Raw genomic sequence first — 16,914 nt, 5'->3', positions numbered from 1 at the left:
CGGACCGATGAGTCTCCGGTCGGGCGACTGGCGCGAGCGCATCGACGACGTGGACGCCACGCTCATCGACGGCTACCAGAGCGGGTTCCCCGTCGAAGAGCGTCCCTTCGAGACCGTCGGCACACGGCTGGGCATCGACGCCGACGACGCGCTCGAACGCGTCCAACGACTGCTCGACGACGGCGTCTTCCGCCGGTTCGGCCCGGTACTGAACCCTCCCGTCATCGGATCGTCGGCGCTGGCGGCCATCTCGGTCCCCGACGAGCGCTTCGACGAGTGTGCCGAGATCGTCAACGGCTACGAGCAGGTGAACCACAACTACGCCCGCGACCACGAGTGGAACATGTGGTTCGTCGTCACTGCCAGCACCCGCGAGCGCCGCGACGAGATCCTCGCCGAGATCGAGTCCCGTACCGGCTGTTCGGTGCTCGCGCTGCCGATGCTGACCGACTACTACATCGACCTGGAGTTTCCCGTCGTCAACACGGACCGCTTCGCCCGCGAGAGCCTGCAGTCGACGGACGTGAGCGCGACCCGGATCAGCGAGTCGGCGGCCGCGGATCTGACACCGCTGGCCCGCCGGCTGCTGCTCGCGATTCAGGACGGAATGCCGCTGTCGGCGACGCCGTACCGCGATCTGGCCGCGAGCGTCGACGCACCGGTCCCGGACGTACTGGCGACGATCGAGCGCCTGCGCGAGGACGGCTGTATCAAGCGAATCGGCTGTGTCGTCAACCACGTCGCGACCGGCTTCGACAGCAACTGCATGGTCGTCTGGGACGTGCCCGACGACGAACTCGACGAGCGCGGACGGACGGTCGGCGAACTGCCCTACGTGACGCTGTGTTACCACCGCCCGCGGCGACCGGAACAGGACTGGCCGTACAACCTCTTCACGATGATCCACGGCCGGGAGAGCGACGCCGTCGACGCGAAGATCGACGAGCTGGCGAACGAGTACCTGCCCGACGACCACGAGCGACTCTACTCGACGGCGACGCTGAAACAGACCGGGGCGCGGTACGACGATCTCGTCGGGAACTGACTCACGGTGTCGTCGACGAGGAGAAAAACTCCCGGACGGCGGCCGATCCCCGGAACGCTTTTGCGTTAGTTGGTCCATAGTGTACGTAGTCAGATGGCCGTGAGCGAGCGCGCGACTGTGCTGATCGTCGACGACGAGCCCGACGTGGCAGACGCCTACGCAGCCCAGCTGCGCGGTCAGTACGACATCCAGACGGTCTACAGCGGCCAGGCCGCGCTGGACGCACTCGAACCCGAGATCGATGTCGTGTTGCTCGACCGACGGATGCCGGACATCTCCGGCGACGCGATCCTCGAACGGATTCGCGAGCGTGACCTCCAGGCGCGGGTGGCGATGGTGACCGCGGTCGACCCCGACTTCGACATCATCGACATGCCCTTCGACGACTACGTCGTCAAGCCCGTCAGTCGCGACGACCTCTTCGAGACGATCGAACGCCTCCAGAGCTGTGCGGCCTACCAGAACCACCTGCGGGAGTACTACGCGCTCACCTCGAAGTTCGCGGCGCTCAAAGCGTCCAAACGGGAGGCAGAACTCCGGTCGAGCGAGGAGTTTCAGGAGCTCAAAGATCGGATCGAGGACCACCAGACCGAGCTCGACGAGATCGTCGACCGCTTCGACGAGCACGATTACGAGGCGATCTTCCGCGACGTGGGCGGCCGCGCGGAGCTGTCGCTGGACGAGTGATCGACCCACTCGCACTGTGACCCCACTTTTCACGGGGGGTTCCGAAAACACTAACCGAAGTTGTTCCCTAGGACGGGTCGATGAGCCAACAACTGCCGGACGTTCAGGCGTCGAGCCCGGACGTCACCGTCGGCCTCAACCGCGTCGGCGTCACCGGCGTCGAGAAGCTCGTGAAGATCGACCGGGCCGACCAGCGCCCGATCGTGCTGATGGCGACTTTCGAGGTGTTCGTCGACCTCCCCTCCTGGCGCAAGGGCGCAGACATGAGCCGCAACATGGAAGTCATCGACGAGACGCTCGAAGCGGCGGTCCGCGACGAGGTCTCGGGTGTCGAAGCAGTCTGCGGTGAGGCGGCCGAGCGACTCCTCGACAAGCACGACTACACGACCAACGCCGAGGTGCGGATGGAAGCCGAGTACGTCACCCGCGAGGAGACGCCTGCCTCCGAACGGCCCACGCAGTCGACGGCCGACATCGTCGCGTCGGCGACCGCCGACGCCGAGGGCACCCGCGAGGAGATCGGGGCCCGCGTCACCGGGATGACGGTCTGTCCCTGCTCGCAAGGGATGTCGGCCGCTCGCGCTCGCGAGACGCTGCGGGGCCTCGACGTCGACGACGAGACCATCGACTCGTTCCTCGAAGAGGTCCCCCAGCCGGGCCACTCCCAGCGGGGCCACGCGACCCTGACCATCGAGAGCGAGGGCGCGCCCGACGTGGACCTGCTCGACGTAATCGAGGTCGCCCGCGAGTCGATGAGCGCCCGCATCTACAACCTCGCCAAGCGACCCGACGAGGACCACATGACCTACGAGTCACACAAGAACGCCAAGTTCGTCGAGGACTGCGTGCGCTCGATGGCCGAGGGCGTCGTCGACCGCTTCGACCACCTCCCGGCCGACGCGATCGTGACGATGAAACAGTCCAACGACGAGTCGATCCACCAGCACAACGCCCACGCCGAGCGGGTCGCCACCTTCGGGGACCTCGAAGCGGAACTGGCCGACGACTGAGCCGTCAGTCCCCGACGATCTCTCTGGCCCGCTGCCAGCGTGGCTCGAACTCCGCGTAGATCTCGTCGGCGAACTCCGGATCTTTCAGATCGATCACGGCAAACGTCGACCCTCCGAGTGGGTGGGGCACCTCGATGCACACCTCGATGTCGTCGATCAGCTCGAACGTCGACGTGACCTCCTCCGTGGTGCGGTAGTGGTAGTTGTCGTACTGCTGGAGGCGTCGCTGGTAAGACTCACCCACGTCTGCCGGGACTGCCTCGACGAAGGAGGGCGGCAGGAGCATGTACACCTCGACGCCGCGCTGGAGCGCACGCTCCAGTTCGTCGACCAGCCGGTCGGTCGCCTCGGTCAGGTCGAGTTGCCGGCCGGGCAGCGATCCCACCATCACGATTCGCTCGTCGGCGGCCGAGAGCCGCTCGACCAGGAGGTCGACGGTCTCGGCGGGTCCGACGGCGGCGGTCCAGAACGGTTCCTCGACCGGTTCGGCGGATTCGAGTTGATTCGAGAGTTCGTCGACGATCTCCTCGTACTGCTTTGCCTTCTCGTCGAGCTGGCGTTTCTTGTCCTCCAGGAGCCGCTCCAGGGCGGTGTCGGGCTCGACCGGCGCGTACTTTTTGGGCCGACTGGCCGTCTGGCTGCGGACGAGGTTGTACGTCTCCAGGCTGTTGAGCACGTCGTAGATGCGCCCCATCGGAACGTCGCTGGCGCGTGACAACTCCTTTGCAGTTGTGGGTCCCGTGTCCAGCAGCGACCGGAAGGCGCGATCTTCGTACTCGGAGAGGCCGAGGTCTCTCAGATTCGCCATACCGACGACAGGACCCGAGCAGTCAAAAACGCATCGGCAGTTTGCCCGCGTGTATCGTTTTTCGAGACGGGGCTTACGCGTCGCCCGTCAGGACGGCTTCGAGCCCCGCCGGCTCCTCGGCGGTGCCGACCCGCTCGCCGTCTTCGAACAGGACCGCCTCGTCGCCGCCAGCATCGGGGACGACGACGGTCTCGTGGTCGGCCAGCCGGAGTGCGGCCCGGTGGAGATCGCTCCCGGCCCGCGGCCCGACGCGAAGGACGGCGGGCGATCGGAGCCGGGCGGCCGTGGCCGCGTAGTGTGCAACTTCGACGCCCATCCGGTCGGACGCACCGGCGAAGGCGGCGATGGCACCGTGAGCGGCCTCCCGGTAGCGCTCGTCGTCGGCGAGCGCGGCCAGGTCGAGCAAGGCGTCGGCCAGCTCGACGGTCGCGTCGAGCGGGTACTGCGAACGCGAGCACAGACCCGGCCCGTCGGCCGGTCCGTCGCGAAACGCGCCGCTCTCGGTCTGGAGGTGCTCGATCGCCCAGTCGGCGATCGCTCTGGCGGGGCCGCCCTCGCCGAGCACCTGCCAGCTGGTCGTCAGTCCCTGCAGGACCCGCGCCTGGTCGAGGAGGAGCCCGGTCGGCCCCACGGCCTCGTCGGTCCGGTAGTGCGTGGCCGCGCCGTTCTCGACGAGCGTCTCGGCGATCGTCTCGCGAGCGCGCTCGGCGTACCGGCGAGCGCGCTCGTCGTCGGTGTAGGCGGCGTACGTCGCCAGCGCGTCGATGGCCATCCCGTTCCGGTCGGCGAAGACCGTCTCGTCGACCCGGGGTGGATCCGCCGAGGCCCGATCGCTGGCGTCCAGCCGGTGATACGTGTCGTCGCCGGCCTGACTGCCGGCGAACGCACCGCTGGTGTCCCCGCTGGTGTCGACCCACAGCTTCGTCGTCAGGTACTCGATGGCGCGCTCTGCGGTCTCGCGATAGGCCTCCTCCCCCGTGTAGCGATAGCCGTGAGCGAACGCTCTGACCAGAGCGGCGTTCTCGTCGAGGAGTCGCTCTGTCCGCGCGTCCGACCACGTCCGGCCGTTCGCGTAGCGATAGAACCCGCCGTCGTCGGTGTCCCGAAGGTGCGTCTGAATCGCCTCCAGCGTCCGTGTCGCCTGGTCGCGAGCCCGCACCAGCGCGAACTCGACGGTCCGTGGCAACGGGAACTTCACGTCGGTGCCCCAGCCGCCGTACTCCTCGTCGTAAGCCGCGAGCAACTGCTCGACCATCGCCTCCTCGATCCGTGCGGTCACCTCGCCCGCTGGTGGCGCGTCGGTCTGGAGCGAGCGCGGGACGGAACCAGCGGCCTCTCCCTCCGTCTCCCACGTCTCGCGGACGCTGTCGAGGATCCCACGGAAGCCGTCGGGTCCGAGATACGTCGCCCCGGTCAGCACTGTCCCCTCGGGCGTGAGAAACACCGTCGACGGAAACCCACCCATGATGTATCGCTCGCGCACCTCGGGGTGGCGGTCGCCGTCGACCCGGACCGGGACGAAGCCGTCGTTGACGTTGGCCGCGATCCGTGGCTCCGCGTACGTCTTGCGGTCCATCTCGCGACACTCGGGGCTCCAGGGCACCGTCAGCGCGAGCAGGATCGGCTTGCCGGCCTCCCGCGCAGCCTCGAAGGCCGCCGGCCCCCACTCGCGCCACTCGACTTTCGTCTCCGCTGCGAACTGATCCATACCCGCGTTACGGAACCGACCGGCAAGAGACTTGCACTCTCGGATCACCCCGGTCAGCACGCAGTCCGGTGGCGTCGGGTCACGACCCTCTCCGGTCCGATACTCGAAAAGCGTTTGAGTCGCCGCCGGCAAGTGCGAGTATGCTCCGGGTCATCGCGGTGTTGCTGTTGATACCGCTGCTGGACGCACTCCTGCTCGTCGTCGCCGCAACGCAGTTCGACACGCTCTCTGCGGCCGTCGTCGTGTTGCTCGTCGTCGTCACCGCTCTCGTCGGGATGTTGCTGGTCCGCGCCGAGGGACGCCACACGCTGCGCAGGATCCAGGAGAAGCTAGCGACTGGAGAGGTGCCGACCGACGAGCTTGTCGACGGCGGCTTCCTCGTCGCCGCGGGCGCGTTCTTCCTCACGCCCGGCTTCGTCACCGACCTCCTCGGCCTCCTGCTCGCGCTGCCGATCACTCGCGCACCGATCCGCATGGCCGCCAAACGCTGGATCATCACCCCCTACCTCGACGCCAAAGCTCAGGGGTTCGTGAGCGGCAACGTCTACGTCGGTGGCTTCCCCGGCCAAGGTGACGCCGGCCCGAGTCCGAGCGGTCCGGCCGGCGGTCCCGACACCGGCCCGAGCGACGGCCCCGGTACCGCCGGCTCTGATGGCTCGCCTTCCGGTTTCGACCACGACAACGCCACCGACATCGACTTCGAGGAACGCGACGAGTGAGACTGCCGACCACCGGTCTGGGACGGAGTCGCGCCACTCCGTCCCGGCGACGATCGTGACACAATGACCCAACGGAACGACGACAGGCGTGGTGTCGACCCACACTCCGCCCCCGAAAAGTAACGTTTAACAGTACCCCTCGGGTACACTCGGATGCACTCGCTCGGGCCGGTAGCTCAATCAGGTTGAGCGCTCGGCTGATAACCGGGAGGTTCGCGGTTCAAATCCGCGTCGGCCCATTCGTTTTTCGCACGATCGTTGACCGCTGGGGAATCGCAATTACAGCCTCGAAGACGCTCGGATTCTCGCACTTGGCGATCTGAGAAGAGTCGTATAAAATCCGAGTGCCACTGGAATCCAGTTGGCCACCCTGCCCTCTGTCGGTTCTCGTTAGCCAGAGGTACGTGGCTGTGAGCCGGCGCGCGACCGCCGACACGCTGCACCGGCAAGACTCCGACAGCGACGAGCCACGTCCGGCCTGTCCCGAGGCGGACACCCGCGATGACGCCGACCAGCCCGTAGCTATGAGGGTAGCCAGTCGCATCGGGATCACCCCGTGTAGCTGCTGACGTAGTCGTTCGGGGCCTCGACGACGAGCCCGGACGCGGCGGTGCCGGCGACGACTTCCTGCGCGCTAGGGAGTTCAGTCCAGTCACCAGAACCAGCGACGCCGTTCCCAGCGCGAGGTATTATAGTAACAATTGAAACGATTTACACACCCGATCGCACTGCTGTCGTGCGATCGGGTGTGTATTGATTTTCGATGGCTACTATATCTCCCAGAAAGTACCGAGCCACGAAAGCCAACGATCAGACTTGTAGCATCACTCAGAGAACGTTCGATGCAGACATGAGTGATATATAAGAGTCTATCTGACGGGAATATACGCTGTGTTCACTGTGAGATCAGACGACTCTACGAATTCAATTATCGACGCCAAATTAGTCGGATGGGGGCTCATCACGCTGGGGTTTCTGATACTCGTGGTTTCGGAGCGTCCAGAAGGTGATGTAAACGGATCAGAGGAACGTTCAGAGACGACTTCTTGGAGATCAAAGATCTCAGTCTCCGGCATTCAGGGGGCGGCACTAATCTCTATTCTTGCCGTTGTCGGGTTTTTCTTTTCAGTCGAATTGAGCAAATCCTGGGTTCAGTTGCTGGTAGATCTTGACGCAGTTCCCGCAAGAGAGTTCTCGCCTCGTCTTTCGGCAGGGATCATCTTGGGGATATTGGTCGCTTTGGGTGGCTTTGTCATTGACAGCGGCTCAAAAGTGGCAATCGAACAACTCTCACGTTTCGAAATTTTTGGCAGAGACTCTGAAACAGCTAAGCGCGCATTTCGAGCCATATTCACCACAATTTTGTCTATATTGTTTTTTGGCGGCATCGTGTTCGTCATTATCCACGCTTATTCTCTCATCCAAGTGTTGATTACACCAGCTGTGGTTGAGAGACCGATCGGTGCCATCGGAAAGTGGAGGGCTCCAGATGCTGCAGTGATATCATTACTCTCGGGCGCTTCAGCAGCAATTATCACCACGATGTATATTCGGCTAGTGTCGTACATTTCGAGAAAAGTCCACACCTGAAGGTCACCGACGAACGGCCACGACTCCTCGACGAGGCCAGCGCATCGTCGCCAGTGAGCCCCACGACGACTCGCCGATGTCCGACGTGCTCGATGCAGCGCCGACGCACCTCGCCGAGAGCGAGGAGAACATCGACGACGCGCGTGGGGAACTGGACCCCGAGACGATCCAGCGGTTCAACACGAGCGTGATCGGGTTACGGTATCGAACGAGTGTCGAGAGCAAGTGGCGGTAGCGTTTTGTGTGAGTGCAACAGATGTACAGGCGTATGTCAGAAGCCGACTCAAACGACCCTGATCCTGAGATCGACCGGATCAACCTCCGAATCTCGCGGTCGTTCCTCGACGTGGTCGACGAGACGTGGCGTGAGCGAGGCTTCAACAGCCGTAGCGAGTTCATCCGCTACGCGCTCCGTGATTCAGTGAACCACCCCGAGGGTGCGGGCGTGTGGAAGGACATCGCGATCAGCGAAGCGCAGTTCGACGAGGGTGACGGCATTTCGAGCGACGACATCAAAGCGAAGTATGGGTCCGACGACGAGTAACGACGGGTGGGACTGGGAATTCTCGCCGCGGGCTGAAAACCAGTTCTCACAGTTGGGGAGCGATAGCCAGCAGCGGATCATCGACAAACTGGAAGAAGTCGTCACCTCCGAGTGGCGCGATCCCGACGACTTTCTCGAACCGCTGACGAACTCGCCGTTTCAGAAACTTCGTGTCGGTGGATATCGTCTCGGCTGTCGGCTTATGCGTGATTCGAAGATGCTCCGAGTCGAGAGCATTCGGAAGCGCGAAGGGGCGTACAAGGGCGACGACGATTAGAACGACGTTTTCTACCGCTCTTGTTTATTCGCTACTCCGCAAACGGTTCTGGGGATATCTGTCGACGCATCTGCTTGAATTTCCTTTGCTGAGTGCCGTTAGTTGCCTCAATCAGATCACGACCGGGCCAGGTATGGATAGTAATATTCTCGAAATGAGTTGCTACGTCGCGAACCATTTCGATCTGGTCGAGCGCGTAATCCACCCATTTCCCTTGACGCTGCAGTTTTCGGAATTCGTCCGCTTCAGACTCTAATCCCTCGTCCTCCAGTGCCTCGATACACATTTCGAAATTGATCCCACGAGGGTTTATTGGCTCGTGGAAGACCACTTCGGGATCAATGGCGGAGAACCAGCTAAGTGCCTCGTGAATATCCTCCCGACCCATCGTCGGATAGGTGGGCGAGAACGATACGAAGCGCGGGACTCCAGCTTTGAACAATTCGTTCAGTGCCTCCCATCGAGCCATAGGTGGAGGGGCGTTTGGCTCAAGGACACTAATCAAGGATGTATCGAAACTCGGGATGGAGGACCCTACAGTGAGAGACCCATTGGCCTGTTTGAAAAGGTCGATGTCGCGGGTAACGTTCGGACTGCGGGTGAGTATCCGAGTCGGGATATCATGCTCGATGAGTTCATGAACACAACCGCGTGTGATCTGTGCGGCCCGTCGGTCCTGGTAGCAGTCTGTCCCGCTGGAGAGCATGACGATACCCCGCCCACGGTCGGTGGTCTTCCAGTTCTGGAAGTCAGTTTCCTCTAGTCCTCGCTGAACACGCTCGGGGAGATCGTCACGGTAGAGCAGGTAGTCACCCCAGTCTTGCTGTGGGTCGTCGACATCGGCACGGTCATCGAGCATTTCATCGCGGTTGTCGACCGCTGGTGTCGATGGAACATAGCAGAACTTACACCCGTGACGGCAGCCCGTTGCGACGTTAATCACGTAGTCACAGAGGCTCTTTTTGTGGAGCTTCGATTCACTCAGAACGCTCTTAGTCGGGTCCGCGTTAATTCGTAGCCCACCCTGTTCGTGACTTTCCGAGCTGGTAGCACAGTCCCAGCACAGAAGATGTCCGTCCTGTCGAGCGCTGAATCGCTCGTTAATTTGATTCCCACATTCGTCACAAACGAGACCCTGTTGCCAGAGGTTGATTCGAGTGCTGTGGCGGCGCTCTGCTTCCCGAAGCTCGTTGAGCGTTGGATTTTTCCCGAATTCCTCGACGACGTGCCCTTGATCATCGACGAGCTGGACAAACCGATCGTACCAGCCGCCGTCAGGGTCCCGCTCAGTTTCTAGTTTCATAGGTGGGTCCCACTGATGACTTGACACCCTAGTTTTATAATATCGAGGAGATGCCGGAGTGAAAGTGAAACTAAAGCCGTCGACGTGATTTAGGCAGAGGTTGGGCCGAGTGGGTAATCTTCTGGCGAGTCGTTCTTTTCGATCTGGCGTTTGAAGTGCTCTTTACCCTCTTTCACGTACTTTACGAACTGCTTATCCGGCCAAAGATGAATCGGAATATCGAGTTCTTCGCCGATCTCCTCTACAGCGGTAAGTTGACGCTTCGAGTACTCGATCCAGTTGTCTCGGTCTCGGAGTTTTTCGAGTTCATTGGCCAGTTCTTCCTGTCCTGCGTCACGAGCGGCCTGAACAGTCATCTCGAAGTTGCCTCCACGTGGGTTGATCGGTTCGTGGAATACGACATCAGGATCAAGGCGCTCTTTGAATATCCGTAGCTGCTCACGAAGGTCTTCGCGGTCCTGTGTCGGATACGTTGGGGACATCGAAACGTAAACTGGGACACCAGCATTGCTGATCTCTTCGAGAGCATTGAGTCGTGTGGATGGAGCTGGTGCGCCGGGTTCGATAGATCGAACCTGTTCGTCATCAAGGCACGGGATCAACGATCCGACAGTTACCAGCCCATCTGCGGCTTTGAACACATCTAGGTCACGTACGACAGCGGGACTCCGAGTGAGTATGCGAACCGGACGCCCATGATTGACGAGTTCGATAACACAACCCCGGGTGATCTGAGCGGCCCGACGATCCTGATAGCAGTCTGTTCCGCTGGAAATCATGACGACACCGCGGCCACCGTCTTCATTTTCCCACTTCTGCTTTCGGTCTAGTTTGCGAGCAAGGCGTTCGGGGAGATCGTCGCGGTATAATAGGTAGCTTCCCCATTCCCGTTGACTATCTTCTACATCTGCTCTTTCTTTGAGCATATCTCCTCGGGTCTTAATATTCGGTGTTGAAGGAACGTAGCAGAATTTGCATCCGTGAGTGCATCCAGTGGCCACGTTGATCACGTAGTTACAGAGATTTTTGTGATGAAGCGCGGAGTTCGAAAGAACGGCCTTCGTGGGATCAGTGGTTTGTGAAACTCCTCTCTGATCGCTTTCAGCGTCGATATTCATGGCACAATCCCAACAAAGTAGATTTCCGTTAATATCAGCACTAAACCGATCAGTAATGGGTTCCTCGCAGTGACCACAAAATAATCCCCTATCCCACAAATCAATTCGCTCTAAAGGTTTGCCCACATTTTTGCTACACTCACGCAGAGTGTCCAGCTTTGGAGTTTGATTGAAAGTTTCTACAGACTCTCCTTGATGGAGAATCTCTATCTGTGTTTGGTCCCTTTGGTGATGAAGCCTCATGATTACTTGATTGACCGTATCCTCCGAGGCCTAGTAAGAGTATGGACTTAGCTAATCCATGAAGTCTCCTAAACCAGTCTGTTGGTCGTCTCCCTGATCGAAAAGATCCAGACTAGTCTGTTCTCCTCGCATAAACCGAAGAATCCGCTCTACATCTTCACCGGTCAGTTGTTCGATTTTCTCCTTCATGTCTTCTAAGACCTGTATATAGGGACTCCCGCCTTTGGTTTGTCTTGTGCAGTAGATCATATCATAGAAGAATTGTCCTCCACTGCGAACTGGTATATATTCTTGAACCGGTCGACCGGTTTCAGCAAGACGGGACATATAGATTGTCCGAAATTCATCATCACTGTTTGCGGCTTCCCATGAGGCATTCCCATAAAAATTATTCATGCTTGTTTTATAATCTGCTCCAGCTGTCCTACGAACTGCAATTGTAGGGAAGTTAATTAAAAGATCACCGTGTATTTGCGTGAGCTCCTGAATTGTGGAATGATGGGGCGTGTTTAGACGCTAGTAAGAGCGGCTAAATGTCTAACTTACTAGGGAGTGAAGCGGGAAGACGAGTTTGTGTCCAGCAAACTCGCCCGCTTCACTGATCGGGTTGTCTCGCTTGCTCAAAAAGCCGTCGTCGGCGAACCAGATCCAGCGTACGAAGAAGGAGAAAACGGCTACGCAGATTGGGTGATCGTGGCGATTCACGGCCTCCGCGAGTATCTTGATCACACGTATCGGCGGTTGCTGGACGTGCTCCACGAGATGCATGGAATTGTCGCTAAACTCGACCTAGCGGTGGCTGATCTGCCTGATTTCACGACCGTGTGTGCGCGCAAGCAGGATCTGGAAATGCGTATTTGGCGCGTCTTGCTGCGGCTGTCGGCGGAGTTGCACGACCTCGGTGATGTTCAGGCAATTGACGCAACCGGCATGGATCGGATTGCTGCCAGCCAACACTACGCAAAACGGACGAACTACACGTTCGAGGCGGTGAAAACGACCCTTCTGAGTGACTGCAAGACTGGTGCGATCCTAGATATACATTGCTCGATGAAACAACCGCACGATTCCAAGATCGGCTGGCAGATGGTCAAACGCAATCTCGACAAACTGAATATTCTCACCGCCGACAAAGGCTACGACTGGTGGTTACTTCGCCAAAGACTGCGTGCAGAAGGCGTTAAACCGGTGATCAAGCACCGCGAATTCGGCTGGCACGGCATCGCCAACAATTTCTTGCAAGATGATACGATCTACCATCAACGCTCGAACGCCGAATCCACGTTTTTCGCGCTGCGACGCAAATACGGCGAGATCGTTCGGGCTCGAACCTGGTTCGGTCAGTTCCGCGAACTCGTTCTGAAATGTGCTGTCAGAAACATCGAACTCAGCGTCAGCCACTCATGACCGTGAAATCACGCGTCTAAACAAGGCCGGAATGATGTATATCCAGTCCCTGGTTGTCGATGAATGAGAGGGTGTTCACACTCTCTCCCTGATACAGTGATTCTCTGCGGATTTCTTCTAGTATATCTCCCATCACCTCATTAGAATTCTCTTGTAAAATCCGATAATCATCACAGTTCAAATCCTTAGAAAGTTCATCTTCAACATGGTTTAGCCTCTCTCGGAGAGCATTTGCCTTCTCACCATCTTTTTCAATGAAATACATTCGGTCAAATGAATCGTGGGCCATTGTTGCAGCAATAATTGGACTTCCAACAAAGTATTCGTCATCTTCTGGAAATGCTGAAATTCCCGATCCTGCCAATGCATCTATATAGTAGAAGTGTTCACGGTGCTTAGGAATAATATTAGTATACATATCGACTGTTGCTGCAAGGAGAATTAGTTTCAATGCAGACCAGGAACTAAATTCATTTGTCACATCGGGGGCGACATTCCAAAGATCGATAGACGAATCTCTCAACCTCTGTAATTTGCTCTTAATCCAGTCCTGAGAAACTGATGGATTTTCATTGGCCATATTTGATCAGAGGGTGTTCGGAGTGTGCTAAACCGATGAAGTTCAAACATTATTAATCTACGTAACGACACCTCTCTGACTTTCGAATACTAGATTAAGTGTTGTAGCTTTCCCCCGGAAATGCCGCACGAATTTTCACCCCCATCTGCCGTCACACCGGCCAGAGATGATTACCGATGCCGCCATCTTCGACGACGAGCAGTTGCCGCGTCGCCGGTTCCACCGTGAAGCAGCCGTCGGCGATCACAGCGTCCACGCGAACACTTATACACGGATCTGACAAAGACGAGAGCAGATGATCCGGCTCGGGACGCGACTGCTGTCGACCGGCGAGGGCCAGTCGAGACTGTTCGTCGGCTCCGAGCCGGTGTCGCTGCTGCTGGTGTTGGCCGCCGCGGTCGTCGGGATGGGCGTCGCGTTCCTGGTGTGGCTCCACCGAGACCGTCTCGGTGCGCCGCCGTTGGCCGTGTTCGTCACCACGGCCAGCCTGTGGTCGATGGCCGAGGGACTTGAGCTCGCGGCCGCCGGGTTCGGGGAGATGCGCACGCTCGCACAGACTGAGGTGATCCTCTCGACGATCATCCCGCTGGCCTGGCTGGTGACCGTGCTCGAATACACCGGCAGAGCGGAGTGGCTCACCCGTCGTCGGCTGGCAGGGCTGCTGGTAGAGCCGCTGCTCGTTACGGTTCTCGTCGTGACTGCACGTCGCCACGCGCTGGTCTGGCAGTCGACGGGAACGACCGTCTTCGGGAACACGAGCGTCTTTGCGCCGACCTACGGAATCGCCTTCTGGGCACACCTGGCGTACTCGTTGGCGCTGGTCGTCGTCGGCGGCGTGTTTCTCGGGCGTCTCCTCGTTCGGTCGAACCGCCTCCACCGCTGGCAGAGCACTGCGCTGCTGGGCGCGATTGCCGTCCCGATGATCGTCCACGCACTGTTCGTCCTCGACGCTCTCGACGTCGTCACGTCCGGGTTCGACCCGTCGAGCCTGGGCTACGTCGCCGCCGGCATCGTCCTCGCGGTGGGGATCCTGCAACGCAAACTGTTCGACATCGGGCCGGTGACCAGAGAGATCGGTCGCGAAGTCGTCCTCGCCGAGATGAACGATCGGGTGTTGATCCTCGACGGCGAGGGCCGGATCGTCGACGCCAACCGTGCGGCCGAGACGCTGTTCGAGGGGGCGCGCGACGACGTGCTCGGAGACACACTCGCGGCGGTGATCCCCGATCTGGCCACAGCGCTGCCCGACACATCCACGGAGAGACGGCTCGAACTGTCCCTGGAGAGCGAGGGGGAAGTCCGGTATTACGACGTGCGCGTCGCCGGACTGTCCCGCGCCTACGGCGTCCTCTCGGGGCGGGTCGTCAGCCTCCGCGACGTGACCGAACGCCGACAGCGAGAACAGCAACTCGACGTGCTCAATCGGCTCCTGCGGCACAATCTCCGGAACGACCTGAACGTCGTTCGGGGGAACGCCGAGCTTCTCGAAGCGGCCGTCTCGGGCGCGGAGCACGACCGGATCGATCAGATCACGTCGACGACCGACGACCTCGTGGCGACCAGCGACAAGATCGGTCGGATCGCCGACGCGGTCGAGCGCGACGAGCGATCGCCGATCGAGCTGTGCTCGGAGCTCGACGCCGTGGTTCGCGACGTGGGACCGCGGTTCCCGGACGGCACGGTCACCGTCGACTGTCCCGAACCGATCTCCGTCACGGCCGGCTCGTCGCTGTGGACCGCGCTCGAAGAACTCGTCGACAACGCCCTCCGCCACGGTGGCGACGCACCGAACGTCACGGTGCGCGTCGCCGAGAGCGTCGCCGATCGACAGGCCCGTGTCGACGTGATCGACGACGGACCGGGGATCGACGAGGCGGAGATCGCTGCGGTGACCAGCGGCGGGGAGACGGCGCTCCACCACGCTTCCGGGGTCGGACTCTGGCTCGTGACGTGGGTCGTGCGTGGCTACGGCGGCACGATCGACTTCGACGTCGAGGACGGGACGACCGTGACGGTCCGACTGCCGCGGGCCGACGGGGCGGTGAGCGTCGACGACGCGACACCCCACGTGACCGAGTGACGGCGAGTCAGCAGGGTTTTGTTCACCCTCTGCGTCGAGAACCCACGGGACATCACGTCGTCGATCCCGGCCAGTTCTTCGTCGCCGAACCGGGCAGTCCGCATCGCGCACACGTCGCCGACGACGCCGACGGAGAGTGTCGTCTGCTCGGAATGGGCGCGCCGCCACAGAGCGACGGCCACAGCTACGGGGTGTCCTGAGTCTACGGAATCCCGGCAGCGAGTCCCATCCCGACGTACCCGACCACGGCGAGAGGGAGTCCGACGTGTATCAGTCGGCGACTGTTCCGTGCGAACTGGTCCAGCGCCTCGGGACCTCGTTCGGCGAGGACGGCGGCCTCCAGAGAGTCACTCTCCGCGGCACGACCGAACACGGTGACGGCGTCGCCGGGTGCGAGCACGCGCTCTATCTCGTCACCCTCGACTTGCCCGGTGAGGAATCCGGGACTCGCGTCGGTCGGGTCGACTCGGATGGCTCCGTCCGGTCCGGTGAGATCGAACGGGACCATACGCCGCTCTGTGGCGACCAGTGCCTGTCCCCGAGCCGACTCCACCTGGTCCTCGACAGCCCCGAATCCGGGACACTCACCGCGCTGGACGACCAGCGCTGGGCTCCCGTCCGACGCCGAAACGGCCTGTCCGTCGCGACAGGGCTTCGCCACACCGTCGACGAGTACGTGGCCGCTGGCGGGGACCGTGGCGGGCGTCACCGCGTCGGCTGCGTGGATCGCCGTCGCCAGCCGATAGTGTCGACCGCCGTACGCAGTCGCTGCGACACCGACGAGAAAGACCGTCCAGGCGAGGTGGTACGTGTCGAGACCGACGTAGTGCGGGGCCGCCGCCGGGTCCCCGAGGACGTACGTCGTCCCGATGCCGACGGCGACGAGCGCCCCGGCTGTGCCGTAGACGACCGCCCGCCCTCGGTCTTCGAACAGGTACCGGGCGATCCGCCAGTCGCGCAGATACTCGACGGCGACGAAGACAGCGGCGATCAGGCCTACCGGAAGGAGAAACTCCCACAGGACGTGTTCGAGCACGATTTCTGTTCACCCTGGTTCGGAGAGAAGGCGGCGTTCGCCACTCCTCGCAACTCGACGAGTGGCTGTGTCCGACCCGCGTGTTACTCGCCGTCGGTCTCGCTATCTCGCCGCATCGCGATTTCGAACCACGGACACAGGCGGAGCTGTCGGTAGAACTTCGGGTTCTCCTGTAGGTCCTCGTAAGACACCCAGAGCAGACCCCCGACCTCCTCGGGGTCTCGGTCCAGCGAGGTGTCGGTCAGCGTCGCCTGCAGAACTGTACAGACCTCCCACTCGACGCCGGCGTTCTCGTAGTAGCGCTTGTACTCGAAGCGGTCTGTTTTCTGGAGATCGCCGTACTGGTCGGGCGTAATCCCGAGTTCCTCTTCGAGGCGCTGGCGGGTCGCTTCCTCCTGGCTCTGGCCCTCGACCGGGTGGGACGCAACGGTGCCGTCCCAGTGAGTGTCCCACAGACGCTTGTCGTGGGCGCGCTGGGCGAGCAGTATCCGCCCCTCCTCGTCGAACAACAGCGCCGTGAACGCGCGGTGGCGGATGCCGTCGCCCGTGTGGGCGTCGAGACGGTTGGCCGTCCCCTGTTTCTCGTCGTTCGCGTCGACGGTGATCACGTCCTGGAGAGCGTTCTCGTGTTCCACGTCGTCCATGCCAGGCGTATCGGCGGAGTCGCCCTTACTCCCTTCGGCTGTGTCGCTCATACCCGTGGCTCTCGGCAGGCACTCTTTGCTGCTTCGGTTGCCGGACGGATCAAGAACGTGAGGC

Annotated in this window: 16 protein-coding genes, 1 tRNA gene and 1 pseudogene; 11 read left to right on the top strand and 7 right to left on the bottom strand. The window is 60.9% G+C overall.

Annotated features, from left to right (window positions below; translation table 11 throughout):
- Positions 1-7 precede the first annotated feature (7 nt).
- The 3 genes from ahbB to mptA all read left to right on the top strand — a co-directional run bounded on the left by ahbB (position 8) and on the right by mptA (position 2,742).
- The gene (gene ahbB / locus HMUK_RS07555; protein WP_015762543.1) at positions 8-1,045 is read left to right on the top strand and encodes a siroheme decarboxylase subunit beta; all 1,038 of its coding nucleotides are present in this window, start codon (positions 8-10) and stop codon (positions 1,043-1,045) included.
- A gap of 93 nt (positions 1,046-1,138) precedes the next feature.
- Positions 1,139-1,732, top strand: coding sequence for a HalX domain-containing protein (locus HMUK_RS07550; RefSeq protein WP_015762542.1), 594 nt, complete (start codon positions 1,139-1,141; stop codon positions 1,730-1,732).
- Between the two features lie 80 nt (positions 1,733-1,812).
- The gene (mptA, locus tag HMUK_RS07545; RefSeq protein WP_015762541.1) at positions 1,813-2,742 is read left to right on the top strand and encodes a GTP cyclohydrolase MptA; all 930 of its coding nucleotides are present in this window, start codon (positions 1,813-1,815) and stop codon (positions 2,740-2,742) included.
- A gap of 4 nt (positions 2,743-2,746) precedes the next feature.
- Here the strand turns inward: mptA and HMUK_RS07540 are convergent, their stop codons facing one another.
- Positions 2,747-3,550, bottom strand: coding sequence for a TrmB family transcriptional regulator (locus HMUK_RS07540; protein ID WP_015762540.1), 804 nt, complete (start codon positions 3,548-3,550; stop codon positions 2,747-2,749).
- A gap of 73 nt (positions 3,551-3,623) precedes the next feature.
- Positions 3,624-5,258, bottom strand: a complete 1,635-nt coding sequence (locus HMUK_RS07535) for a DUF255 domain-containing protein (RefSeq protein WP_015762539.1) — start codon at positions 5,256-5,258, stop codon at positions 3,624-3,626.
- Between the two features lie 140 nt (positions 5,259-5,398).
- Here HMUK_RS07535 and HMUK_RS07530 point away from each other — a divergent pair, with 140 nt between their 5' ends.
- The 6 genes and pseudogenes from HMUK_RS07530 (at position 5,399) to HMUK_RS07515 (ending at position 8,388) form a co-directional block, all read left to right on the top strand.
- On the top strand, positions 5,399-5,977 hold the full coding sequence (locus tag HMUK_RS07530; RefSeq protein ID WP_015762538.1) for an FxsA family protein: 579 nt from the start codon (positions 5,399-5,401) through the stop codon (positions 5,975-5,977).
- Between the two features lie 165 nt (positions 5,978-6,142).
- A tRNA-Ile gene (locus tag HMUK_RS07525) sits at positions 6,143-6,216 on the top strand.
- Positions 6,217-6,877: 661 nt separating this feature from the next.
- Entirely contained in the window at positions 6,878-7,567 is a 690-nt protein-coding gene (locus HMUK_RS17150) for a hypothetical protein (RefSeq protein WP_126967172.1), read from the top strand.
- Positions 7,564-7,802: pseudogene (locus HMUK_RS17565) on the top strand (DUF7386 family protein). The gene HMUK_RS17150 and the pseudogene HMUK_RS17565 overlap by 4 nt, the downstream one beginning before the upstream one ends.
- A 33-nt stretch (positions 7,803-7,835) precedes the next feature.
- Positions 7,836-8,111, top strand: coding sequence for a ribbon-helix-helix domain-containing protein (locus HMUK_RS07520; RefSeq protein ID WP_049940778.1), 276 nt, complete (start codon positions 7,836-7,838; stop codon positions 8,109-8,111).
- Positions 8,092-8,388 carry a type II toxin-antitoxin system RelE family toxin gene (locus HMUK_RS07515; protein ID WP_015762535.1) on the top strand — a complete coding sequence of 99 codons (297 nt, stop codon included), beginning with the start codon at positions 8,092-8,094 and terminating at the stop codon, positions 8,386-8,388. The genes HMUK_RS07520 and HMUK_RS07515 overlap by 20 nt, the downstream gene beginning before the upstream one ends.
- Positions 8,389-8,419: 31 nt before the next feature.
- Here the strand turns inward: HMUK_RS07515 and HMUK_RS07510 are convergent, their stop codons facing one another.
- Both HMUK_RS07510 and HMUK_RS16730 read right to left on the bottom strand, forming a co-directional pair.
- Positions 8,420-9,691, bottom strand: a complete 1,272-nt coding sequence (locus HMUK_RS07510; RefSeq protein ID WP_015762534.1) for an SPL family radical SAM protein — start codon at positions 9,689-9,691, stop codon at positions 8,420-8,422.
- Between the two features lie 89 nt (positions 9,692-9,780).
- Positions 9,781-10,809 (bottom strand): SPL family radical SAM protein, encoded by a 1,029-nt coding sequence (locus tag HMUK_RS16730; RefSeq protein WP_015762533.1) that lies wholly within the window; start codon positions 10,807-10,809, stop codon positions 9,781-9,783.
- Between the two features lie 795 nt (positions 10,810-11,604).
- Between HMUK_RS16730 and HMUK_RS07500 the strand changes: the two genes are divergently transcribed.
- Positions 11,605-12,459 (top strand): IS5-like element ISHmu1 family transposase, encoded by an 855-nt coding sequence (locus tag HMUK_RS07500; protein ID WP_015762189.1) that lies wholly within the window; start codon positions 11,605-11,607, stop codon positions 12,457-12,459.
- A 16-nt stretch (positions 12,460-12,475) separates the two neighbouring features.
- On the opposite strand, the gene tcmP is transcribed toward HMUK_RS07500, so the two are convergent.
- Positions 12,476-13,039 (bottom strand): three-Cys-motif partner protein TcmP, encoded by a 564-nt coding sequence (tcmP, locus tag HMUK_RS17145; RefSeq protein ID WP_015762531.1) that lies wholly within the window; start codon positions 13,037-13,039, stop codon positions 12,476-12,478.
- A gap of 295 nt (positions 13,040-13,334) precedes the next feature.
- Between tcmP and HMUK_RS07495 the strand changes: the two genes are divergently transcribed.
- A complete protein-coding gene (locus HMUK_RS07495; RefSeq protein WP_015762529.1) occupies positions 13,335-15,119 on the top strand; it encodes a histidine kinase N-terminal 7TM domain-containing protein in 1,785 nt (594 codons plus the stop codon).
- A gap of 202 nt (positions 15,120-15,321) precedes the next feature.
- Here the strand turns inward: HMUK_RS07495 and HMUK_RS07485 are convergent, their stop codons facing one another.
- Together HMUK_RS07485 and idi are read right to left on the bottom strand one after the other, a co-directional pair.
- Positions 15,322-16,155 (bottom strand): hypothetical protein, encoded by an 834-nt coding sequence (locus tag HMUK_RS07485; RefSeq protein WP_015762528.1) that lies wholly within the window; start codon positions 16,153-16,155, stop codon positions 15,322-15,324.
- Positions 16,156-16,238: 83 nt separating this feature from the next.
- On the bottom strand, positions 16,239-16,850 hold the full coding sequence (gene idi, locus HMUK_RS07480; RefSeq protein WP_015762527.1) for an isopentenyl-diphosphate Delta-isomerase: 612 nt from the start codon (positions 16,848-16,850) through the stop codon (positions 16,239-16,241).
- Positions 16,851-16,914 lie beyond the last annotated feature (64 nt).

The organism is Halomicrobium mukohataei DSM 12286 (assembly GCF_000023965.1).
In the GTDB taxonomy this organism is placed as follows: Archaea; Halobacteriota; Halobacteria; order Halobacteriales; family Haloarculaceae; genus Halomicrobium; species Halomicrobium mukohataei.
Note: the sequence above shows the minus strand (reverse complement) of the source record. Positions and strands in the feature narration are given on the sequence as shown.

What these genes read in the sequence shown, in the direction of transcription:
- HMUK_RS07530 (WP_015762538.1), top strand. Translation starts at nt 5,399, where the DNA reads ATGCTCCGGGTCATCGCGGTGTTGCTGTTGATACCGCTGCTGGACGCA.
- HMUK_RS07495 (WP_015762529.1), top strand. Translation starts at nt 13,335, where the DNA reads ATGATCCGGCTCGGGACGCGACTGCTGTCGACCGGCGAGGGCCAGTCG.
- HMUK_RS16730 (WP_015762533.1), bottom strand. Translation starts at nt 10,809, where the DNA reads ATGAATATCGACGCTGAAAGCGATCAGAGAGGAGTTTCACAAACCACT.
- HMUK_RS07535 (WP_015762539.1), bottom strand. Translation starts at nt 5,258, where the DNA reads ATGGATCAGTTCGCAGCGGAGACGAAAGTCGAGTGGCGCGAGTGGGGG.
- HMUK_RS07550 (WP_015762542.1), top strand. Translation starts at nt 1,139, where the DNA reads ATGGCCGTGAGCGAGCGCGCGACTGTGCTGATCGTCGACGACGAGCCC.
- tcmP (WP_015762531.1), bottom strand. Translation starts at nt 13,039, where the DNA reads ATGGCCAATGAAAATCCATCAGTTTCTCAGGACTGGATTAAGAGCAAA.
- HMUK_RS07520 (WP_049940778.1), top strand. Translation starts at nt 7,836, where the DNA reads ATGTCAGAAGCCGACTCAAACGACCCTGATCCTGAGATCGACCGGATC.
- idi (WP_015762527.1), bottom strand. Translation starts at nt 16,850, where the DNA reads ATGAGCGACACAGCCGAAGGGAGTAAGGGCGACTCCGCCGATACGCCT.
- mptA (WP_015762541.1), top strand. Translation starts at nt 1,813, where the DNA reads ATGAGCCAACAACTGCCGGACGTTCAGGCGTCGAGCCCGGACGTCACC.
- HMUK_RS07540 (WP_015762540.1), bottom strand. Translation starts at nt 3,550, where the DNA reads ATGGCGAATCTGAGAGACCTCGGCCTCTCCGAGTACGAAGATCGCGCC.
- ahbB (WP_015762543.1), top strand. Translation starts at nt 8, where the DNA reads ATGAGTCTCCGGTCGGGCGACTGGCGCGAGCGCATCGACGACGTGGAC.
- HMUK_RS07515 (WP_015762535.1), top strand. Translation starts at nt 8,092, where the DNA reads ATGGGTCCGACGACGAGTAACGACGGGTGGGACTGGGAATTCTCGCCG.
- HMUK_RS07510 (WP_015762534.1), bottom strand. Translation starts at nt 9,691, where the DNA reads ATGAAACTAGAAACTGAGCGGGACCCTGACGGCGGCTGGTACGATCGG.